Raw genomic sequence first — 18,065 nt, 5'->3', positions numbered from 1 at the left:
GATGTGCCAGAATGGAGAACGAAACGGAGGGTCCTCCGGTACATCCACCAACGTACCGGAGGACCCTCCGCTTAGCAATCCGACACCGGACGGACGCCCCAGACCCGTGAACCCGAAACCGACCCGCCGCGACGCCCTCGACAACCGGGAACGCATCCTGACCGTCGCCCGCGAGGCGATCGCCGCGTCGAGCAGCGCGTCCCTGACGGCGATCGCCAAGGAGGCGGGTGTCGGCATCGGGACGCTGTACCGCCACTTCCCCACCCGGGAGGCGCTGATCCTGGAGCTGTACCGCCACGACATACAGCACCTGATCGACCGCGCACCGGTGCTTCTCGCGGACCATCCCCCGCTCGTGGCCCTACGCCTCTGGTTTGACGAGGTCGCCCACTACGGGAGGCTCAAGTACGGCGTCGCCGAGGTCATCCACGCGGCAACGGACGGAGGCGCCGACGACGAGTACTTCGCGCCCTTCGTGGCCGCGATCGCCGTCCTCCTGAAGGCGGGAGCGGCCGACGGGTCGCTCAAGTCCGGGCTCGATCCGGAGGACGTGCTGCTTCAGCTGAGCGTGCTGTGGCGGCTCGATCCGGCGCGGGGCGGAGAGGCGCGGGCGGGGCGGATTCTGGACCTCATTGTGGATGGGCTGCGGGCGACTCCGTAGGGGCCGTGTCGTCGAATGCCCAGGGCAGGAAGCGCAGATCTGCGAACCGGTCACCGCCGGCCCGCACTTCGCACGCCTGTGGGAGGCACACGAGGTGGTGGAGTTCCGGTCCTCGCCGCGCCGTTGCCACCACCCCCTCGCGGGTGACATCGAGGTGTCGGTCGTACGGCTCGCGGTGCGGGAGGCGCCCTGGTCGAGCCCGGTGTGTCACTTCCCGGTGCCGGGCAGCGAGCCGGAGAGACGGCCGCGCGGGCTGGTTACCCTTCCTGGATGACCACTACGCAAGACTTCGCCACGTACCTCGCGGGTCTCCCCCGCATCCTCGCCGGGGCCGCCGCCCTCTTCCGTGACACCGAGGGCCAGGTCCTCCTCGTCGAGCCCAACTACCGTGAGGGCTGGGCCCTTCCGGGCGGCACGATCGAGTCCGACGACGGCGAGACACCCCGCCAGGGCGCGCGCCGCGAGACCTTGGAGGAGATCGGCCTCGACGTCGAACTCGGCCAACTGCTCGCCGTCGACTGGGTCTACCACGGCCCGGACTACCCGCCGCTGGTGGCCTACCTGTACGACGGTGGAGTCCTCTCCGCGAACGACCTCAAGTCGATCCAACTCCAGGAGGAGGAGCTGTTGTCATGGCGGCTCGTCCCGCGCGAGGAAGTCACGGAGTACCTGCCGGGGTCGTTGGGGCTGCGAGTTCTGGTCGGCCTGGATGTGCTGGAGGAGGGTGCGGGGACTGCGGAGTTGGAGAACGGGCGGCGGGTCGGCTGACGGGAGCGAGCGCCGGGGGCAGGCCGGCTGACGCCGGGCGGAAAACCGGGGGCGGGCGCGGCACGGCTCGCCGGATGAGGCTGGGCGAGTGACTGACGCCCGGGCGGAAGGCCGGGCGACTGGACACCGCGGCTCACGCCGGGCGGAGGTGCCCCGGAGGGGCGGACACGGTGGACAACGCCGGTGGCCGCCGGGCAAGTTGGCGGCATCGGTCGCCCGAGGGCACGTCGGCTCACACCGGGCGGAAGACTGAGCAGTTGGACACGGTGCGGACGCCAAGCGGGAGGACGAACGCAGGCGAGGTCACCAACGCAGGTGGTAGTCAGTCAAGTTGGCCCGCATGGGCCGACCCGCCCCCAGGGCTCAGCCCTCGACTTCCCGGGGTTTCGCATCCACCTCGCGCAGCGCGTCGTCGCGGGCCTCCACCCTGGCCTCCGTGCGGTGGCCGCGCTCGATGTAGTCGCGGACGACGAGTTCGACGGCGTCCTGCGGGTTGCCCACGCCCGCCAGCACCATGACTTCCACGACGAGAGCCGCGTCGAGCGAGACGGTCACCTTGGCCATGCGCGGACGGTAGCACCCGGCTCCGAGCCCGCGATATCCACTCGCAGCCCCCACCCCCACCGACCTACCCTCGGCACCATGAGCAAGCCTCTCGTCGCCCTTCTCAGTGGGGCGGGTATCTCAACGGACTCCGGAATCCCCGACTACCGCGGCCCCAACGGCCTGTGGCGGAAGGACCCCGAGGCCGAGAAGCTCGTCACCTACGAGTACTACATGGGTGACCCGGAGATCCGGCGCCGGTCCTGGCAGATGCGGCGTGAGAACCGGACGTTGCGGGCCGAGCCCAACGCAGCGCACCGGGCCGTCGTGGAACTGGAGAAGTCCGGTGTACCCGTGCGGGTCATCACGCAGAACATCGACGGGCTGCATCAGCTCGCCGGGCTGCCCGCCCGCAAGGTGATCGAACTGCACGGCAGCGCGCGGGAGTTCGTGTGCACGGGGTGCCAGGTGCGCGGGCCGATGCAGGACGCCATCGCCCGGGTGGAGGCCGGGGAGGACGATCCCGGCTGCCTGGAGTGCGGCGGGATCCTGAAGTCCGCGACCGTCTACTTCGGGGAGCGGCTCGACCCCGTCGTCCTCGGCGAGGCCGTCGCCATCACCAAGGCCTGCCAGGTGTTCATCGCCGTCGGGAGCAGTTTGCAGGTCCAGCCCGCCGCCGGGCTCGCCGGTGTCGCCGCCGATCACGGGGCCCAGCTCGTCATCGTCAACGCCGAGGCGACGCCGTACGACGAACTCGCCGACGAGGTCGTACGGGAGCCGATCGGGACGGCGCTGCCCCGGCTGCTCCACGGGCTCAGCGGGTGACGCGGAGCTTCGACTGGCCGTGCGGGAGTTGTTCCCAGTCCTCCATGAAGCGGGCTTTCAGGTCGTGTACGGGGGTGAGGGTGGGGAGCTGTTTCTGGTGGCCCATGTCCACGACCGTGCCCTGCGCCGCCGCCAGGATGTCGGGCGAGATGTCGATGCCGTAGTAGCGCCCGGGGTCGAGGTGACGGATGAAGCGCCAGCCGCCGCGCAGGTTTCCGCAGCCGATCTCCAGCATGCGGTGCTCGGGGCGCGAGATCCTCGGCCGGCCGGCCCGCGGCCTGGGGTAACCGGGAGATCGCCCGGGCCCTGTTCATCAGCGAGGCGACGGTGAAGACCCATCTCGGGCGGATCTACGGCAAGTTGGGGGTGGAGACGCGGTCCGGGGCAGCAGCCGTCGCCCAGGAACGACGGCTACTGCCATGACACCCCGCCCGCACCGGAATCGCCCAAGGCACTAGAAGAGCGCCGCCCCGCTCTCGAAGTCCAGCAGCCGCTGCTTGCGGTCCAGGCCGCCGCCGTACCCCGTGAGACTGCCGTTCGCGCCTACGACCCGATGGCAGGGGACGATGATCCCGACGGGGTTCTTGCCGTTGGCGAGGCCCACCGCGCGGGAGGCGCCCGGGTTGCCGAGGGCGTCGGCGAGGTCGCCGTAGGAGCGGGTCTCACCGTAGGGGATGCGGCGGAGCTGGTCCCAGACCGTTTGCTGGAACGGGGTTCCGTGCAGGCGTAGTTGGAGGGTGAACTCCTTCAACTCGCCCGCGAAGTACGCCTGTAGTTCGGCTGTCGCCTCGGCGAAGGGGGTGTCGTCGGGGGTGCCGAAGTTCTCCTCCGGGGGGCGGTGGCGTTGGTCGACCATGTAGAGGCCGCAGAGGGTGCCGTCGTCGTCCGCGACGAGGGTCAGCGGGCCGTAGGGGCTGTCGATCACCGTGTGGTGCTTCATTACCTTGGCTTTCCTTGTCCGAATGCCCTTATACCGGCAGGAAGTTGATCGGGTGGTTGTCCGTCGCCCACAGGTACTGGACCGCGTACGCCCGCCACGGTCGCCAGGCCGCCGCGCGTGCGGCGAGGGCGGCCGGGGTCGACGGGAGGCCCAACTCCTGTGCCGCGCGCCGGATTCCGAGGTCGGTGGGGAGGAAGGCGTCGGGGTCGCCGAGGGCGCGCATGGCGATGACATCGGCCGTCCAGGGGCCGAAGCCGGGGAGGGAGAGGAGGTGGGCGCGGGTCTCCGTCCAGTCGCTCTCGACTCCCAAGTGGAGGGTACCGTCCGCCAGTTGGCCCACCAGCGTGGTGAACGTCGTGCGGCGGGTGCGGGGCATCGCCAGTGATTCCGGGTCCACCGCGGCCAAGGCCTCGGGGGACGGGAAGAGGTGGGTCAGGCCGCCCTCGGGGTCGTCGACCGGTTCGCCGTGCGCGGTGACCAGGCGGGCCGCGTGGGTGCGGGCCGCCGCCGTGGAGACCTGCTGGCCGAGGACGGCCCGTACGGCGAACTCCGCCTCGTCGACCGTGCGCGGGACACGGCGGCCCGGCGCCTTGTCCACCAGCGGTGCCAACACCGGGTCGGTCCTCAACTGGTCGTCCACCGCGACCGGATCGGCGTCCAGGTCGAGCATGCGGCGGCAACGGCTGATGGCCACGGGTAGGTCACGCAGGTCGCTGAGCGTGAGGCGGCAGGCGATGTGGTCGGACTTGGGAGTCAGGGACGCGATGCCGTGGCCGTACGGGAGGCGGAGGGTCCGGCGGTACGCGCCGGCGCGCCACTCCTCCACGCCCGGTACGGCGGTGGCCGCCAGGTGGCCGAAGAGGTTGTCGGGGTTGAGGGGCGCGCGGAACGGCAGGCGGAGGGTGAGGGTACCGGGGGTCAACACGGTTGTCTTCGGGCGCCTGTTGCGCAGCTCGCTCGGGGAGAGGGCGAAGACGTCGCGCACGGTGTCGTTGAAGGTGCGGATCGAGGAGAAGCCGGCGGCGAAGGCGATCTCCGCCATCGGGAGGGCGGTCGTCTCGATCAACAGCCTCGCCGTCTGGGCGCGTTGGGCGCGGGCCAGGGCCAAGGGGCCGGCGCCGAGTTCGGCGAGGAGCTGGCGTTCGATCTGCCGGGTGCTGTAGCCGAGGCGGGCGGCGAGGCCGGGGACGCCCTCGCGGTCCACGGTTCCGTCGGCGATCAGGCGCATGGCGCGGGCCACCAGGTCGGCCCGCTGGTTCCACTCCGGGGAGCCGGGGCTGGTGTCCGGGCGGCAGCGCTTGCAGGCCCGGAAACCGGCCTGCTGGCAGGCCGCCGCGCTCGGGTAGAACGTCATGTTCTCCGGCTTGGGCGGGACGACCGGGCAGCTGGGCCGGCAGTAGATGCGGGTGGTCAGGACGGCCGTGAAGAACCAGCCGTCGAAGCGCGCGTCCTTGGACTGGACCGCGCGCACACAGCGCTCCGTGTCGGTGTGCATCCCGTTCTGCATACGTCCAGCATCCGATACGGGGCGGACCGGGGCTGGCGGGAATCCGACATCAACCTTGTGTGGCCTGGTCAGGCACGGATCACCGTACATCCGGTGCAGGGCGTCATGGGTGCGGGCGGGTTATGCGTTTGTGGTGTGACCTCCGGCTTTGTAGCGTCGGCTCCCGTGACGCCTCCTCCCCCGTCTGCGCACACCGCAGACTCCCTCCCGGCCCTGCTCGACGCGGCCCGGAGCGACTACGAAGCCCTTCTCGCGAAGGGGCTCAAGCTCGACCTGACCCGCGGCAAGCCCTCCGCCCGCCAGCTCGACCTGTCCGCCGAACTGCTCTCGCTGCCCGGCGACCGCTACACCTCCGCCGACGGCACGGACTGCCGCAACTACGGTGGCGCGGACGGGCTGTTGGAGCTCCGGGAGATCTTCTCCGGGTTCCTCCAGGTACCGGCCGATCAGCTGCTCGCCGTAGGGAACTCCAGTCTGGAGCTGATGCACGACTGCCTGGTGCACGCGCTGCTCGGCACGCTTCCCGGCGCCGCGCGCCGCTGGGCGGACGAGGAGCGGGTCGCGTTCCTGTGTCCGGTCCCCGGCTACGACCGGCACTTCGCGCTGTGCGAGCGGTTCGGCATCGAGATGATCCCCGTGCCGATGACCGCCGAGGGTCCCGACATGGACGTGGTGGAGCGGCTGGTCGCCGAGGACCCCGCGGTGAAGGGCATCTGGTGCGTGCCCAAGTACAGCAATCCGGACGGGACCTGCTACAGCGACGAGACCGTACGACGGCTCGCCGCCATGCCGACCGCGGCGCCCGACTTCCGGGTCTTCTGGGACAACGCCTACGCCGTGCACCACCTCACCGACGAGGAGGTGGAGATCGCCGACATGCTGGGCGCCTGTGCCGCGAGCGGGCATCCCGACCGGGTCTTCGTCTTCGGGTCCACCTCGAAGATCACGCTGGGCGGTGCGGGCGTGGCGTTCTTCGGCTCGTCGCCCGCCAACGTGGCCTGGCTGCGCGGCTACAGCGCCAAGCGGTCCATCGGCCCGGACAAGGTCAACCAGCTGCGGCACGCGATGTTCCTGCGCGATGCCGACGGGGTGCGTGCCCATATGCGCAAGCACCGTGAGCTGCTGCGGCCGAAGTTCGACACCGTGCTGCGCATCCTCGCCGAGCGGCTGGGCGACACCGGTCTCGCATCCTGGTCCACGCCCCGGGGCGGCTACTTCATCACCCTCGACGTGCCCGACGGCTGTGCCCGCGAGGTGGTGCGGCGCGCGGCGGACGCCGGTCTCGCCCTGACTCCGGCGGGCGCCACGCACCCGTACCGCGACGACCCGAGGGACCGGACGATCCGTATCGCCCCCTCCTTCCCGGACCTCTCCGAGATCGAGGAGATCATCGAGGGGGTGGCCACCTGCGTACGGCTGGTGGGCTACGAAAAGGGCTGCGAAAAGCCTGTGTCCGAGGGGAGTTGACCCGGTTCGCGCACCGCACACCTGATGTTCCGCAGGTGTGCGGTACCTCACGCCCCGGTTACGAATCGCTCAACCTCTGGTTGCGAGGCGGTGCACAGTCCACGATGGGGACATGACCCTGGCCGAGCGAGCCATGCAGCGACTGGAAGGCTGGCGCGACCTCAGCGCGGTCCCGGCCAGTTGTGGCACGGGGCGGGCGCTGCGGTCCGCCCACAGCGAGATCGTGCATTTCCACTCCGACCACGATGTGGACCTGCATCTCACCGTCGGGGCCATCCTCCGGTTCCACCACGATCTCAGCGAGTCGACGGCGATCCGGATCATCCCGGGCTCCCGCTGGGTGACGGTCCACCTGGACTGCGAGACGGACGTCGACCTGCTGCTCAGCCTGGTCAGCGTCGCCCTCAAGGCACACGCGGGCGGGCCCCCTGCCGGGAGCCCGCCCATGACCGGCTGCAACTTCCACCGGGTGACACTCGTGCCACGAGACGGCGACTAGGACCAGCCACAGCCCGAAGGGGCCCGGTCCCTAGAACACCGCCGCCGTGTCGTCCTCGCCCTCCTCCAGCAGGTTCGCCGCCGCTCCGACGATGCGCGGATCGGGGCTCCCGACGACCTCCTCGTCCTTGTCGGCGTAGTCGAAGCGGGCCAGCACGCTGCGCATGGCCTCGACCCGGGCCCGCTTCTTGTCGTTGCTCTTCACCACGGTCCAGGGCGCGTGCTCCGTGTCGGTCTCCCGGAACATGGCGACCTTCGCGGCCGTGTAGTCGTCCCAGCGGTCCAGGGACTCCAGGTCCATCGCGCTGAGCTTCCACTGCCGTACGGGATCCACTTGGCGGATGGTGAAACGGGTGCGCTGTTCACCCTGTGAGACGGAGAACCAGAACTTGATCAGGTCGATGCCGTCGTCCGCCAGCATCCGCTCGAACAGCGGGGCCTGGCGCATGAAACGGCGGTACTCGTCGTCCGTGCAGAACCCCATCACGCGCTCCACGCCCGCCCGGTTGTACCAGGACCGGTCGAACAGCACGATCTCGCCCGCGGTCGGCAGATGCTGGACGTACCGCTGGAAGTACCACTGACCGCTCTCGCGCTCGCTCGGCTTCTCCAGCGCCACCACGCGGGCGCCACGCGGGTTCAGGTGCTCGGTGAACCGCTTGATCGTGCCGCCCTTGCCGGCCGCGTCGCGTCCCTCGCAGACGATGACGAGCCGGCGCCCGGTCTCCTTGACCCAGCGTTGCAGCTTCAGCAGTTCTATCTGCTGGAGCCGCTTGTGCCAGTCGTACTCCTTGCGCTCCATGCGGTGTTCGTACGGGTAGTTCTCCCGCCAGGTGTCCACCGTGCTGCCGTCGGGCCGCACCAGCACCGGGTCGTCGGCGTCGGTGTAGTCGACCCGCAGCCCACTCAGCAGTTCGGTCATCCCGGCCTCCTCTCAAGGGGGTTCAGTGGCTCAGAGGTGATCGGTGGTGATCCGCCGTACTCAGTGGAACTGCGGCACGATCAGATAGATGCCGTATGCCACGACAGCCGCACACGCGAGAAAGCACAACCCCGCCTGTGTCAGACCGAGGGCGTGCGTGCCGCCGTCCTGTTCGCGGGCGGCCTCCACCTGGGCGAGGCCCAGGATGCCCAGCGCGAAGACGACGACCACGCCGACGGTGACTCCGATGCTCACCGCGGCGACCTCGCCGAGGGCGTTCCAGTCCAGACTCATCGCTCAACTCCCTTGGCTCAGGCGGCCGTACGGACGTCCGAGGACGCCTCGCTGCGGATGGTGACCTCGTGGGTCTCGTTCACGTTGTCCGCGCGCACGGGGTTGCGACGCGAGGCGATCACGATGAACGCGGCCACGGCGGCGGCGATCAGGGCGATCAGGGCCGTACCGAGGTTGCCGCCGTGCTTGACGACGCTCGCGGACAGACCGCCGACCAGCGCGGCGGCCGGCAGGGTGACCAGCCAGCCGATGACCATGCGGCCCGCGGTGCCCCAGCGCACCTCGGCCAGGCGCCTGCCCAGTCCCGCGCCGAGAATGCCGCCGGAGCAGACCTGCGTGGTGGACAGCGCGAAGCCCAGGTGGGCGGAGGTGAGGATGACGGTCGTGGAAGCGGCCTCGGCCGCGAAGCCCTGCGGGGACTGGATGTCGGTGAGGCCCTTGCCCATCGTGCGGATGATGCGCCAGCCGCCGATGTAGGTGCCCAGGCCGATGGCGAGTCCCGCCGAGGTGATGACCCACACCGGCGGACCGGCGTCGTGACCGAGCGCGCCGACCGAGATCAGGGTCAGGGTGATGACGCCCATCGTCTTCTGGGCGTCGTTCGTGCCGTGCGCGAGGGAGACCAGGGAGGCCGAGGCGATCTGGCCGAGCCGGAAGCCCTTGGTGACCGAGTCCTTGCGGGCCCGGGCGGTGATCTTGTAGGCGAGGTAGGTGGCGAGGAGCGCGGCGATTCCGGCCACGAGCGGGGAGGCCACCGCGGGGATGAGGATCTTCTCCACGACCTTGTCGAAGTGGACGCCGTTGGCGCCCGCGCCGACCCACACGGCGCCGATCAGGCCACCGAACAGGGCGTGCGACGAACTGGACGGCAGTCCCAGCAACCAGGTCAGGAGATTCCAGAGGATCGCCCCGACGAGCCCCGCGAAGATCATCCCTGGAGAGACCAGGGTGTCGTCGACGATGCCGCCGGAGATCGTCTTGGCGACTTCCGTGGACAGGAAGGCGCCGACGAGGTTGAGGGCACCGCTGATCAGAACCGCCGTTTTGGGCTTCAGCGCCCCGGTGGCGATGGACGTCGCCATCGCGTTGGCGGTGTCGTGGAATCCGTTGGTGAAGTCGAAGGCCAAGGCCGTGACGATGACGACCGCCACGAGGAACGTGATGTGGTCCATCGTTCGATGGAAGCAACCGAAGGCGTACATTCGGCCAACCGGAGGCCAAATCGAGGCATGGCCCGTGCAACGCCCACGTGCACACGCCCCTCTCCGCCCCTCACTCACCCCTTCCTCCACCGCACGCACACACTTCCCGCTCCTTATGGCATGGCCCGGTCAAATCTGCGAAGCTTCCCCCGCGATCACGCAAGCACTACGCGCGTTCCCACGGCTGCCCACCGGAACACCCAGTCCGGCCGGGCGGCCACCGAGCAGGCCGGAATCCCGGCCGCCGTAGAAGGAGTTCCGTGTGAGATCGACCCCCCACAAGGCTCTCGCCGCCGGCGTCTTCGCCGTCGCCGCGGTGGCCGCGCTTTCGCTCCCCGTAACCCCGGCCGCCGCCGCGCCGGCGTCCGCCCCGCTCGCCGCCGCCTGCACCCCGGCGCAGGTGGTCGCGGGCGGCGACTTCGAGAGCGGCACCTCGTCCTGGACCCCGTCCTCGACGACCGTCATCACCAGCCGTACCGGCCAGTCCGCCCACGGCGGCTCCAGCTTCGCCTGGCTGGACGGCACCGGCGGCACGCACACCGACAGCCTGAGCCAGAGCGTCACGATCCCGTCCGGGTGCAGCAGCGCCACGCTCACCTTCTGGCTGCACATCGACACCGCCGAGACGACCTCGTCCACCGCGTACGACAAGCTCACGGCGAAGATCGGCAGCACGACGCTCGCGACGTACTCGAACCTGAACAAGGCCACCGGCTACGTCCAGAAGTCGTTCGACGTGTCGTCGTTCGCCGGCCAGACCGTGAGCCTCGCCTTCAGCGGCACCGAGGACTCCAGCCTGCAGACGAGCTTCGTCCTGGACGACATCGCGCTGAACACCTCGGGCGGCACCGCCCCGCCCGCCGACTCGACGCGCACGCCGGCCGCACCGGCGTACACCGTGAGTCTGAGCAGCAACACCGCCGGCACGGTCTGGACCGGTCACGAGAGCACGACCTTCACCAACGCCTCGGCCACCCCGCTCACCGAGGTGTACCTGCGGCTGTGGGACAACTACCACGGCACCTGCTCCGCGCCGCCGATCACCGTCACCAACGTCACCGGCGGCACCGCGGGCGCCCTCTCGGTCGCCTGCACGGCCCTCCAGATCGCGCTCCCGACCCCGCTCGCGCAGGGTCAATCGACCACGATCGGCTTCGACTTGGGGATCACCGTCCCGAGCGGCGCGGACCGGTTCGGCTACGACGGCGCGTTCAGCATGATCGGCAACGCGCTGCCGGTCCTCGCGGTCAAGGACGGCTCGGGCTGGCACCTGGACCCGTACACGAACAACGGCGAGTCCTTCTACTCCCTGGCCGCCGACTTCAAGGTCACCCTGGACCATCCGACCACTCTCCTGGTCCCGGCCACGGGCACCTCGGTCGACACCCCCGGCACCAGCGGCCGTACGGTGACCACGGCCACCGCGTCCAAGGTCCGCGACTTCGCGTGGGCGGCGGGCCCGTTCAGCAAGATCTCGGGTACGTCGACGGCGGGCACCCCGATCAACATCTACTCGGTCTCGGGCATCAGCTCGTCCAACGCCCAGTCGATGCTGACCACCGCCAAGTCCGCAGTTGACGCCCACGCGGGACGCTTCGGCGCCTACCCGTACGGCGAGTTGGACGCCGTCATCGACAACAACTTCTGGTTCGGCGGCATGGAGTACCCCGGCTTCGTGCTCGACCTCGTCAGCACCACGGCCCTCACCCATGAGATCGGCCACCAGTGGTTCTACGGCATCGTCGGCGACGACGAGTACAACAGCCCCTGGCTGGACGAGGCGTTCACCGACTACGCCACCGACCTCGCCCAGGGCCTGACCGGCACCAACTGCTGGAACAGCGTCTCCTGGGCCTCCTCGGCGGAGAACATCACCAACTCGATGGCCTACTGGGACGCCCACTCGTCCCGCTACTCCACCGTCGTCTACGGCTACGGCAAGTGCGCCCTGCACGACCTGCGCCGCACCCTCGGCGACACCGTGATGGCCAAACTCCTGAAGGACTACGCGACTTCGCACTGGTACGGCGTCTCGACCACGGCCGAGTTCAAGGCGGCCGCCCAGGCCGCGACGACCACGGACCTGACGTCCTTCTGGACGACGCACCGCATCGTCGGCTGACGGACATCGTCGGCTGACGGATGGGGAGTTGGCGGTGCGGTCGGGGATCGCACCGCCAACTCCCCTTGTGATCAGACCCGTCGCGTGGGTGCCGCCGCGGTCGGCGGTACGGCGATCCCGCCGGCCTCCGTGCGCCAGGCGTCGGCGAGCTCGGCGGGGAAGCGTCGGCCGCTGCGGGTGAGGACGACACCGGGGGCGAGTTCGACCTCGTCACCGGGGCGGAACGACCGGTCGCTCTCCGGCGGCAGCTTCTCCCACGGTCCGGGCACGCCCCTGTGGCCGGCCCTGCGCATCCGTGTCCCGTACGTGCTGACGTCACGGACCAGGACCGTCCCGCCCCGCGCGGAGACCGCCACATGCCGACGGCTGACCTGCGCGGCGATCTCCGGCGAGAGCAGACTGTGCAGGGCGATGCTCGCCGGTCCCGGCAGCCGTCCGACATGTACCTCGGAACCCTCGTCGAGGGTGTAACGGGCCACGCAGGTACGGTCGATGACCATCTTGAGCTGCGCTGCGGCGGGCCTTCGCCCCTCGTCGGTCAGCGGGCTGCCGTGCAACTCGCAGGTGGGGACCCCGCGCCGCATCCGGGGCAGCAGGACACGGTCGCCCCGGTGGACGTCGTAGAGCGTGCAACGGGGTTCCGGGCAGCGCCAGTTGCGCATGATGACCTCGGTCAGCGGGGTGCGGGCCGGGCCGAGCAGGCCCTGCTTCTTGAGGGCCGCGAGTTCCATGCGGTAGGAGATCTCGGCCTCCGTGCGCACGCCCATGTCCATGGGGACGACGGCGACCGAGCCGTCGGGGCGGGGTTCCGGTCTGAGGAACTGCCAGGTGTTCCCCTGGATCCACGGGTGTTCGACGCGATGGTCGACGTACTGGTCGCCGGTGACGACCCGGGTACCGGTCATCCGGGCCAGGTCCAGAATGCGTTCGTCGGCGTCGTCGACCTCCTCGACCAGCCCGTCCGCGACCCAACGGCGCAGCCTGCGCACCTCGGCCGGATCGCCGAACTCCCGGTGCCCGCCCAGCAGACTGGTGTCGGCGACCAGGTAGACGGAGACGTCCGGATCCCCGGTGAGATCCGTCAACGCCCGCAGAACGAGCGCCAGTCGGTGCAGCGAGCGCGGTCCCCGGGGGCCGATGGAGGTCTGGCGTACGACGTTGGAGAGTTCCACCAGGTAGTCGGCGCCCTCCGCCGAGGGGACCAGATGCTGTTCCACACACGCCTCCCAGTCCGACAGGACCTGTCAACTGCCGTGATTCTCCCGGACCTTCGCCGCTTTTCCCCTTTTCCCCGACCTCCTCGGATACTTCCCGATGACCGGCTTGCGCCGGTACGATCACTCGCCTGGCGAGGGGGGACTGTACATCTTGAACAGTGCTGAAAACGGTGGCCACTTGGGACCTCTGGGCCCCGACGACCCGCGGGACGTGGCAGGTTACCGGCTGCTCGCCCGGATCGGCGAGGGCGGCATGGGGTCCGTCTACCTCTCGCGCACGCGCGGCAACCAGCCGGTCGCCCTGAAGGTGATCCGCCGGGAGTACGCCCAGGACGAGGAGTTCCGCCGCCGCTTCGAGCAGGAGGCGACCTCCGCCCGCCGGGTGCAGGGATACCACATCGTCCCGGTCGTCGACCACGACACCACCGGCCCACAGCCCTGGCTCGCCACCGTCTACGTCCCCGGCCTCGCCCTGGACCGGGTCCTCGCCCTGCACGGGCCGCTCCCGCTGCCCACGGTGCTCCAGCTGACGGGCTGCGCGGCGGAAGCCCTGCACGCGGTGCACAAGGCCGGTGTGATCCACCGGGACCTGAAGCCGAGCAACATCCTCATCGGTTCCGACGGCCCCTGGATCATCGACTTCGGCATCGCGCGGGCCGCCGACGCCACCCAACTCACGCGCAGCGGCGGGCTGATCGGCACCCCGCAGTTCATGTCGCCGGAGCACGCGAACGGCCAGGAGCAGACCCCGGCCGCCGACATCTTCTCCCTCGGCCTGATCGCCGCCGTGGCCGCGACCGGCCGCCATCCGTACGGGGACGCCGGGGCGATCACGCTGGCCACGAAGATCGCCAACACCGAGTTCCGCCCGCCGGACCTGACGTCGTACCCCGAGCCGCTGCGCGCGGTCCTGGAACGCACGCTGGCCGCCGACCCGGCCGCCCGCCCCTCGCCCTCCGAACTGGCCTCCCTGTGCGAGGAGTTGGCCGAGCGGCCGTTGCGGGACTTCACCGGCTGGCTGCCGGTGCCCGTCGCGGCGGACATCGCTCGACAGGAGCAACTCGCGCGCGAGCAGGCGGCATTGGAGCGTGGAGGGGAACTCGCGGGTGCCCCTGCCGAGGCCGACCCGGCCGCGGGTTCGGGCGACTCCGCAGGAGCGGCGGGTGCGACGACCGTGCCGCCCGGCAGCGGGTCCCGCGGTGCCGTGCCGCCCAACTCCCCGTCGCCCGGCGGATATACGCCCACCCACACACCGGGGTCCGACCAGCCGACGCAGCACGCCTCGACGCGCCCGCCGCAGCCTGCCTCCGGCCCTGCCCCCTCGTTCCCGCCCGGGGCACCGCCCTCCGCCACGGCACCGGCCCGCAGCCGGACCCCGCTGGCGGTCGGCGCCGCCGCGCTGGCCGTGGTGGTCGTAGCGGCGGCGGTCTGGGTCCTCACCCGTGACGACGACAAGGACACCGGCGCGAAGGGCGGCACCGGGCAGTCAGCCTCGTCGGCGCCCACCGGCACCACCGCGTCCCCCTCGACGAGTTCGACGGCCGGCGGCTACACCGCGGTCTTCAAGGACAAGCCGCTCACCCTGCGCGCCCAGTTCACGACGGGCCGCAGCTCGTACACCAACGTCGACCTGGACTCGCCGCGGATCGACACCACGCCTCCAGCTCGACGACCGGAGCCGAGCTGCAGTACGCGGAGTGGGGCACCGCCCACACGCTGAACCTCGTGACGACCACGGGAAAGAGCGCGGGTCCCACCCCCGAGCAGTGCGCCGAGGGCGCGGCGGCGAACGCGCTGCCCTCCCAACTCGCCGATGCCGACCAGGGCAAGGAGCTGACCAAGGGCACGCTGCTGTGCACCGTCACCGACGAGAAGAACCTGGCGATGCTCAAGATCAAGGATGTCGTCGTCCAGAAGGACGCGTCCGGCATCGAGGCCCGCGACTACGTCACCGAGCTGACCCTCTGGAAGACAGCCTGACCGTCGGGCCGGGAGACGGCCTCACCGTCGCTTCGGGCAGCGGCTCATCGGGCTCGCGGGCGGCACCTTCCGCTCGATTACCCTTCCGCCATGACCAGCAACGGAAGCCGCCCGCGCGATCACTCGGTGCAGTCCGTCGACCGGGCGGTGTCGATCCTCCAGGTGCTGGCCACGCGGGGACCCAGTGGCGTGACGGAGATCGCCGAGGAGCTGGGGGTCCACAAGTCGACCGTGTTCCGGCTGCTGGCGACGCTGGAGTCACGGGGTCTGGTCGAGCAGGACACCGAGCGCGGGCGGTACCGCATCGGGTACACGATGGTCGAACTCGCCGCCGGGGCGAGCAAGGTGAACGACCTCTCCCTGCTGAGCCGCGCCGTCTGCCAGGAGCTGGCCGCGGCCGTCGGTGACACCGTGAACGTGGCGATCCACGACGGGCACGACGTGATCAGCATCGACCAGGCGATCGGCGCGGCGGCGATCACGAGCATCGACTGGGTCGGCAGGCGCACCCCGATGCACGCCACCGGCGCGGGCAAGCTCTTCATGGCGCACATGTCCCCCGGCCAGGTCGCGGAGATCCTGGCGCGCGGGGTGGAGAAGTACACACCGCACACGATCGTCGACCCGGCGCCCCTCGCGGCGGCGCTGAAGACGATCCGCGAGCGCGGCTACGCCACCACCAGCGAGGAGCACGAGATCGGGCTGGCCGTGATCGCCGCCCCGGTCCGCGCCCTGGACGGCAGCGTCATCGCGGCCGTGACCCTCTCCGGACCGACCTACCGCATCAACGAGGACACCGTTCCCGGTCTCGCGGAACAGGTGCTGGCCGCCGCCGCGAAGATCTCCTGGCGCCGGGGGTACGTGAAACGCGGATGAGCGCCCCGCGCACGGCGAGTTAACACGGCGGGCTCTTGACGGGTGGGGATTCCCAGCTCCACCATTTGTTTCGTATCGCGGAGCTGTTTCGCATAGCGAAACGGTCCGCTCGGAGCTCTCCTGAGGAGCTGCTGTGCCCTCACCCGCCGCTGTGCCCGCACGCGTCCTGGACCCCCTGCTCCAGCCCTTCCGGCTCAAGCACCTCACCCTGCGCAACCGGGTGGTCAGCACCTCCCACGAACCGGCGTTCGGCGAGGACGGCCTGCCCAAGGACCGCTACCGGGCCTACCACGTGGAGAAGGCGCGGGGCGGGGTCGGCCTCACGATGATCGGCGGCTCGGCGGTGGTCTCGCCCGACAGCCCGCCGGCGTTCGGCAATCTGCTCCTGTACCGCGACGACATCGTGCCGTGGCTGCGCCGGCTCGCCGACGACGTGCACGAGGCCGGGGCCGCGGTGATGTGCCAGGTCACCCATCTGGGCCGCCGTACCAGCAACTTCACCGGCGACTGGCTCCCGGTGGTGTCCGCCTCGGCGCTGCGCGAACCCGCGCACCGAGCCTTCCCGAAGGCCGCCGAGTCCTGGGACCTGGACCGGATCGTCGCCGACTACGCGGCGGCGGCGGTCCGTTGCAGGGAGGGCGGCCTCGACGGCATCGAACTGGAGGCGTACGGCCACCTGTTGGACAGTTTCCTGTCCCCCGCGACCAACCACCGCGACGACGAGTGGGGCGGCGGCCTGGAGAACCGTATGGCGTTTCCGCGCCGGGTGATCCGGGCCGTCCGCGAGGCCGTCGGCCCGGACTTCGTCGTCGGCATCCGGATGTCGCTCGACGAGGCGCACCCCGGCGGCCTCCCCGGTCTCGCCTTCGAGGAAGCGCTCACCGCCGCCGAGCGGTACGCCGCCGACGGCATCGACTTCCTCAGCGTCATCCACGGCTCCATCGAGAGCGACGCCTCCCTGGCGAAGGCCATCCCGTCCATCGGCACCCCCCTCGGGCCGTACCTGGACTTCACCGGCGAGATAAAACGACGCCTCTCCGTCCCCGTGATGCACGCGGCCCGCATCGCCGACGTCGCCACCGCGCGGCACGCCCTGCGCGAGGGACTGCTCGACCTGGTCGGCATGACCCGCGCACAGATCGCCGATCCGCACCTGGTCGCCAAGGTGACGGCCGGCCAGGAGGACCGCATCCGGCCCTGCGTCGGGGCGAGTTACTGCCTCGACGCGATCTACGACTCCGGCGACACCAAGTGCATCCACAACCCCGCCGTCGGCCGTGAACTCCAGGTACCGCACCTCATCTCCGCCACAATCGGCCGCCGTAGAAGGGCAGTTGTGGTCGGCGGGGGCCCGGCCGGACTGGAGGCGGCGCGCGTGCTCGGCGAACGCGGCCATGACGTCGTCCTGTTCGAGGCGGGCGACCGGCCCGGCGGGCAGCTCAGACTCGCCGCGTCGAACCCGCGCCGGGCCGACCTGATCCAGATCGTGGACTGGCGCCTCGCCGAGTGCGAACACCTCGGCGTCGACCTGCGCCTGGGCACATACGCCGAGGCCGCCGGCGTCCTCGCCGAACGTCCCGACCTCGTGATCGTCGCCACCGGCGGCCTCCCCGACCGCAGTTTCCTCAGCGCGGGCCAGGACCTGGTCTCCGACACCTGGGACGTGATGACGGGCTCGCTGCGCCGCCCGCGCGGCGAGATCCTGGTCTACGACGACCACGGCGGCTACCCGGCGATGGATGCCGTGGAGGTCCTCACCGCGTCGCCCGGCGTCCGGATCGAGTACGTCACCCCGGAGCGCACCCTCGCCCCCGACGTAGGCAGCATGAACTCCCCCGCCTATCTACGGGCGTTCGCGAAACACGACGTCACCACCACACTCGCCCGGCGGCTGCGCTCCGTGCGCCGGTCCGGGGACGGGCGGCTCACCGCGACCCTGTACAGCGAGTACACCGAGACGGAGACCGAGCGGACCGTGGACCACGTGGTCGTGGAGCACGGGACCCTCCCGAACGACGAGTTGTACGTCGAACTCCTCCCCGGCTCGACCAATCTCGGCGAGGTCGACCACCGCGCGCTGCTGGCGTACGAGGAGCAGTCGGTGGTCCGCAACGAGGCGGGCCGCTACCAGCTGTTCCGCATCGGCGACGCCGTGGCCGCCCGCACCGTCCACGCCGCCGTCTACGACGGACTGCGGCTGTGTCTGCCGGTCTGAGCGCCACCCCGTCCGCACGTCAACTCCC

General features: G+C 70.5%; 18 protein-coding genes and 2 pseudogenes. 12 read left to right on the top strand and 8 right to left on the bottom strand.

The annotated features are described in order from the left end of the window. Positions 1-106 precede the first annotated feature (106 nt). From OG407_RS40160 to OG407_RS40150, 3 genes are read left to right on the top strand one after another with little or no spacing between them, the layout of a single operon-like run. Positions 107-661, top strand: a complete 555-nt coding sequence (locus OG407_RS40160) for a TetR/AcrR family transcriptional regulator (RefSeq protein ID WP_405865010.1) — start codon at positions 107-109, stop codon at positions 659-661. Beyond that, positions 639-935, top strand: coding sequence for a hypothetical protein (locus tag OG407_RS40155; RefSeq protein WP_405865008.1), 297 nt, complete (start codon positions 639-641; stop codon positions 933-935). Before OG407_RS40160 ends, OG407_RS40155 begins: the two co-directional genes overlap by 23 nt. Further along, entirely contained in the window at positions 932-1,429 is a 498-nt protein-coding gene (locus tag OG407_RS40150) for an NUDIX domain-containing protein (protein WP_405865006.1), read from the top strand. Before OG407_RS40155 ends, OG407_RS40150 begins: the two co-directional genes overlap by 4 nt. Before the next feature lie 363 nt (positions 1,430-1,792). Here OG407_RS40150 and OG407_RS40145 read toward each other — a convergent pair whose 3' ends face one another. Then, positions 1,793-1,993, bottom strand: coding sequence for a DUF2191 domain-containing protein (locus tag OG407_RS40145; protein ID WP_366493747.1), 201 nt, complete (start codon positions 1,991-1,993; stop codon positions 1,793-1,795). Between the two features lie 78 nt (positions 1,994-2,071). Between OG407_RS40145 and OG407_RS40140 the strand changes: the two genes are divergently transcribed. Next, positions 2,072-2,797, top strand: coding sequence for an SIR2 family NAD-dependent protein deacylase (locus tag OG407_RS40140; protein ID WP_405865004.1), 726 nt, complete (start codon positions 2,072-2,074; stop codon positions 2,795-2,797). A gap of 37 nt (positions 2,798-2,834) precedes the next feature. Here the strand turns inward: OG407_RS40140 and OG407_RS40135 are convergent. Further along, positions 2,835-3,047 (bottom strand): annotated as a pseudogene (locus tag OG407_RS40135) (class I SAM-dependent methyltransferase); the annotation flags it as partial. On the opposite strand from OG407_RS40135, the pseudogene OG407_RS40130 reads away from it, so the two are divergent. Then, positions 3,007-3,220: pseudogene (locus tag OG407_RS40130) on the top strand (response regulator transcription factor); the annotation flags it as partial. The pseudogenes OG407_RS40135 and OG407_RS40130 sit on opposite strands and share 41 nt — an antisense overlap. 31 nt (positions 3,221-3,251) lie before the next feature. On the opposite strand, the gene OG407_RS40125 reads toward OG407_RS40130, so the two are convergent. Together OG407_RS40125 and OG407_RS40120 are read right to left on the bottom strand one after the other, a co-directional pair. Continuing rightward, positions 3,252-3,737, bottom strand: a complete 486-nt coding sequence (locus OG407_RS40125) for a methylated-DNA--[protein]-cysteine S-methyltransferase (RefSeq protein WP_405865002.1) — start codon at positions 3,735-3,737, stop codon at positions 3,252-3,254. A 28-nt stretch (positions 3,738-3,765) separates the two neighbouring features. After that, complete coding sequence (locus OG407_RS40120; RefSeq protein WP_405865000.1) at positions 3,766-5,232, bottom strand: AlkA N-terminal domain-containing protein; 1,467 nt, start codon at positions 5,230-5,232, stop codon at positions 3,766-3,768. A gap of 177 nt (positions 5,233-5,409) precedes the next feature. Between OG407_RS40120 and OG407_RS40115 the strand changes: the two genes are divergently transcribed. Together OG407_RS40115 and OG407_RS40110 are read left to right on the top strand one after the other, a co-directional pair. Beyond that, positions 5,410-6,711 (top strand): aminotransferase class I/II-fold pyridoxal phosphate-dependent enzyme, encoded by a 1,302-nt coding sequence (locus OG407_RS40115; protein WP_405864998.1) that lies wholly within the window; start codon positions 5,410-5,412, stop codon positions 6,709-6,711. Between the two features lie 112 nt (positions 6,712-6,823). Further along, positions 6,824-7,210: a luciferase family protein gene (locus OG407_RS40110; RefSeq protein ID WP_366493755.1), complete on the top strand. Its 387-nt coding sequence runs from the start codon at positions 6,824-6,826 to the stop codon at positions 7,208-7,210. 30 nt (positions 7,211-7,240) lie between these two features. Here OG407_RS40110 and ppk2 read toward each other — a convergent pair whose 3' ends face one another. The 3 genes from ppk2 to OG407_RS40095 are packed head-to-tail and all read right to left on the bottom strand — an operon-like array spanning position 7,241 to position 9,597. Then, entirely contained in the window at positions 7,241-8,131 is an 891-nt protein-coding gene (ppk2, locus tag OG407_RS40105) for a polyphosphate kinase 2 (protein WP_405864995.1), read from the bottom strand. Between the two features lie 60 nt (positions 8,132-8,191). Further along, positions 8,192-8,425 (bottom strand): hypothetical protein, encoded by a 234-nt coding sequence (locus tag OG407_RS40100; protein ID WP_403602748.1) that lies wholly within the window; start codon positions 8,423-8,425, stop codon positions 8,192-8,194. Between the two features lie 17 nt (positions 8,426-8,442). Then, positions 8,443-9,597 (bottom strand): anion permease, encoded by a 1,155-nt coding sequence (locus tag OG407_RS40095; RefSeq protein WP_405864992.1) that lies wholly within the window; start codon positions 9,595-9,597, stop codon positions 8,443-8,445. A gap of 292 nt (positions 9,598-9,889) precedes the next feature. Here OG407_RS40095 and OG407_RS40090 point away from each other — a divergent pair, with 292 nt between their 5' ends. Then, complete coding sequence (locus tag OG407_RS40090; RefSeq protein WP_405864990.1) at positions 9,890-11,749, top strand: M1 family aminopeptidase; 1,860 nt, start codon at positions 9,890-9,892, stop codon at positions 11,747-11,749. A 71-nt stretch (positions 11,750-11,820) separates the two neighbouring features. On the opposite strand, the gene OG407_RS40085 is transcribed toward OG407_RS40090, so the two are convergent. After that, positions 11,821-12,966 carry an FHA domain-containing protein gene (locus OG407_RS40085; RefSeq protein WP_405864988.1) on the bottom strand — a complete coding sequence of 382 codons (1,146 nt, stop codon included), beginning with the start codon at positions 12,964-12,966 and terminating at the stop codon, positions 11,821-11,823. A 178-nt stretch (positions 12,967-13,144) separates the two neighbouring features. Here OG407_RS40085 and OG407_RS40080 point away from each other — a divergent pair, with 178 nt between their 5' ends. From OG407_RS40080 to OG407_RS40065, 4 genes are all read left to right on the top strand, one after another. Next, positions 13,145-14,686 carry a protein kinase domain-containing protein gene (locus OG407_RS40080; RefSeq protein ID WP_405864986.1) on the top strand — a complete coding sequence of 514 codons (1,542 nt, stop codon included), beginning with the start codon at positions 13,145-13,147 and terminating at the stop codon, positions 14,684-14,686. A 5-nt stretch (positions 14,687-14,691) separates the two neighbouring features. Then, a complete protein-coding gene (locus OG407_RS40075) occupies positions 14,692-14,946 on the top strand; it encodes a hypothetical protein (RefSeq protein ID WP_405864984.1) in 255 nt (84 codons plus the stop codon). A gap of 90 nt (positions 14,947-15,036) precedes the next feature. Then, positions 15,037-15,822, top strand: coding sequence for an IclR family transcriptional regulator (locus OG407_RS40070; protein WP_405864982.1), 786 nt, complete (start codon positions 15,037-15,039; stop codon positions 15,820-15,822). 133 nt (positions 15,823-15,955) lie between these two features. Continuing rightward, entirely contained in the window at positions 15,956-18,037 is a 2,082-nt protein-coding gene (locus OG407_RS40065) for an FAD-dependent oxidoreductase (RefSeq protein WP_405864980.1), read from the top strand. Positions 18,038-18,065 lie beyond the last annotated feature (28 nt).

This window comes from Streptomyces sp. NBC_01515, assembly GCF_045040345.1.
Taxonomy (GTDB): domain Bacteria; phylum Actinomycetota; class Actinomycetes; order Streptomycetales; family Streptomycetaceae; genus Streptomyces.
This window is presented reverse-complemented; position numbering and strand designations above follow the sequence as displayed.

What these genes read in the sequence shown, in the direction of transcription:
- OG407_RS40155 (WP_405865008.1), top strand. Translation starts at nt 639, where the DNA reads ATGGGCTGCGGGCGACTCCGTAGGGGCCGTGTCGTCGAATGCCCAGGG.
- OG407_RS40150 (WP_405865006.1), top strand. Translation starts at nt 932, where the DNA reads ATGACCACTACGCAAGACTTCGCCACGTACCTCGCGGGTCTCCCCCGC.
- OG407_RS40145 (WP_366493747.1), bottom strand. Translation starts at nt 1,993, where the DNA reads ATGGCCAAGGTGACCGTCTCGCTCGACGCGGCTCTCGTCGTGGAAGTC.
- OG407_RS40140 (WP_405865004.1), top strand. Translation starts at nt 2,072, where the DNA reads ATGAGCAAGCCTCTCGTCGCCCTTCTCAGTGGGGCGGGTATCTCAACG.
- OG407_RS40125 (WP_405865002.1), bottom strand. Translation starts at nt 3,737, where the DNA reads ATGAAGCACCACACGGTGATCGACAGCCCCTACGGCCCGCTGACCCTC.
- OG407_RS40120 (WP_405865000.1), bottom strand. Translation starts at nt 5,232, where the DNA reads ATGCACACCGACACGGAGCGCTGTGTGCGCGCGGTCCAGTCCAAGGAC.
- OG407_RS40110 (WP_366493755.1), top strand. Translation starts at nt 6,824, where the DNA reads ATGACCCTGGCCGAGCGAGCCATGCAGCGACTGGAAGGCTGGCGCGAC.
- ppk2 (WP_405864995.1), bottom strand. Translation starts at nt 8,131, where the DNA reads ATGACCGAACTGCTGAGTGGGCTGCGGGTCGACTACACCGACGCCGAC.
- OG407_RS40100 (WP_403602748.1), bottom strand. Translation starts at nt 8,425, where the DNA reads ATGAGTCTGGACTGGAACGCCCTCGGCGAGGTCGCCGCGGTGAGCATC.
- OG407_RS40095 (WP_405864992.1), bottom strand. Translation starts at nt 9,597, where the DNA reads ATGGACCACATCACGTTCCTCGTGGCGGTCGTCATCGTCACGGCCTTG.
- OG407_RS40070 (WP_405864982.1), top strand. Translation starts at nt 15,037, where the DNA reads ATGACCAGCAACGGAAGCCGCCCGCGCGATCACTCGGTGCAGTCCGTC.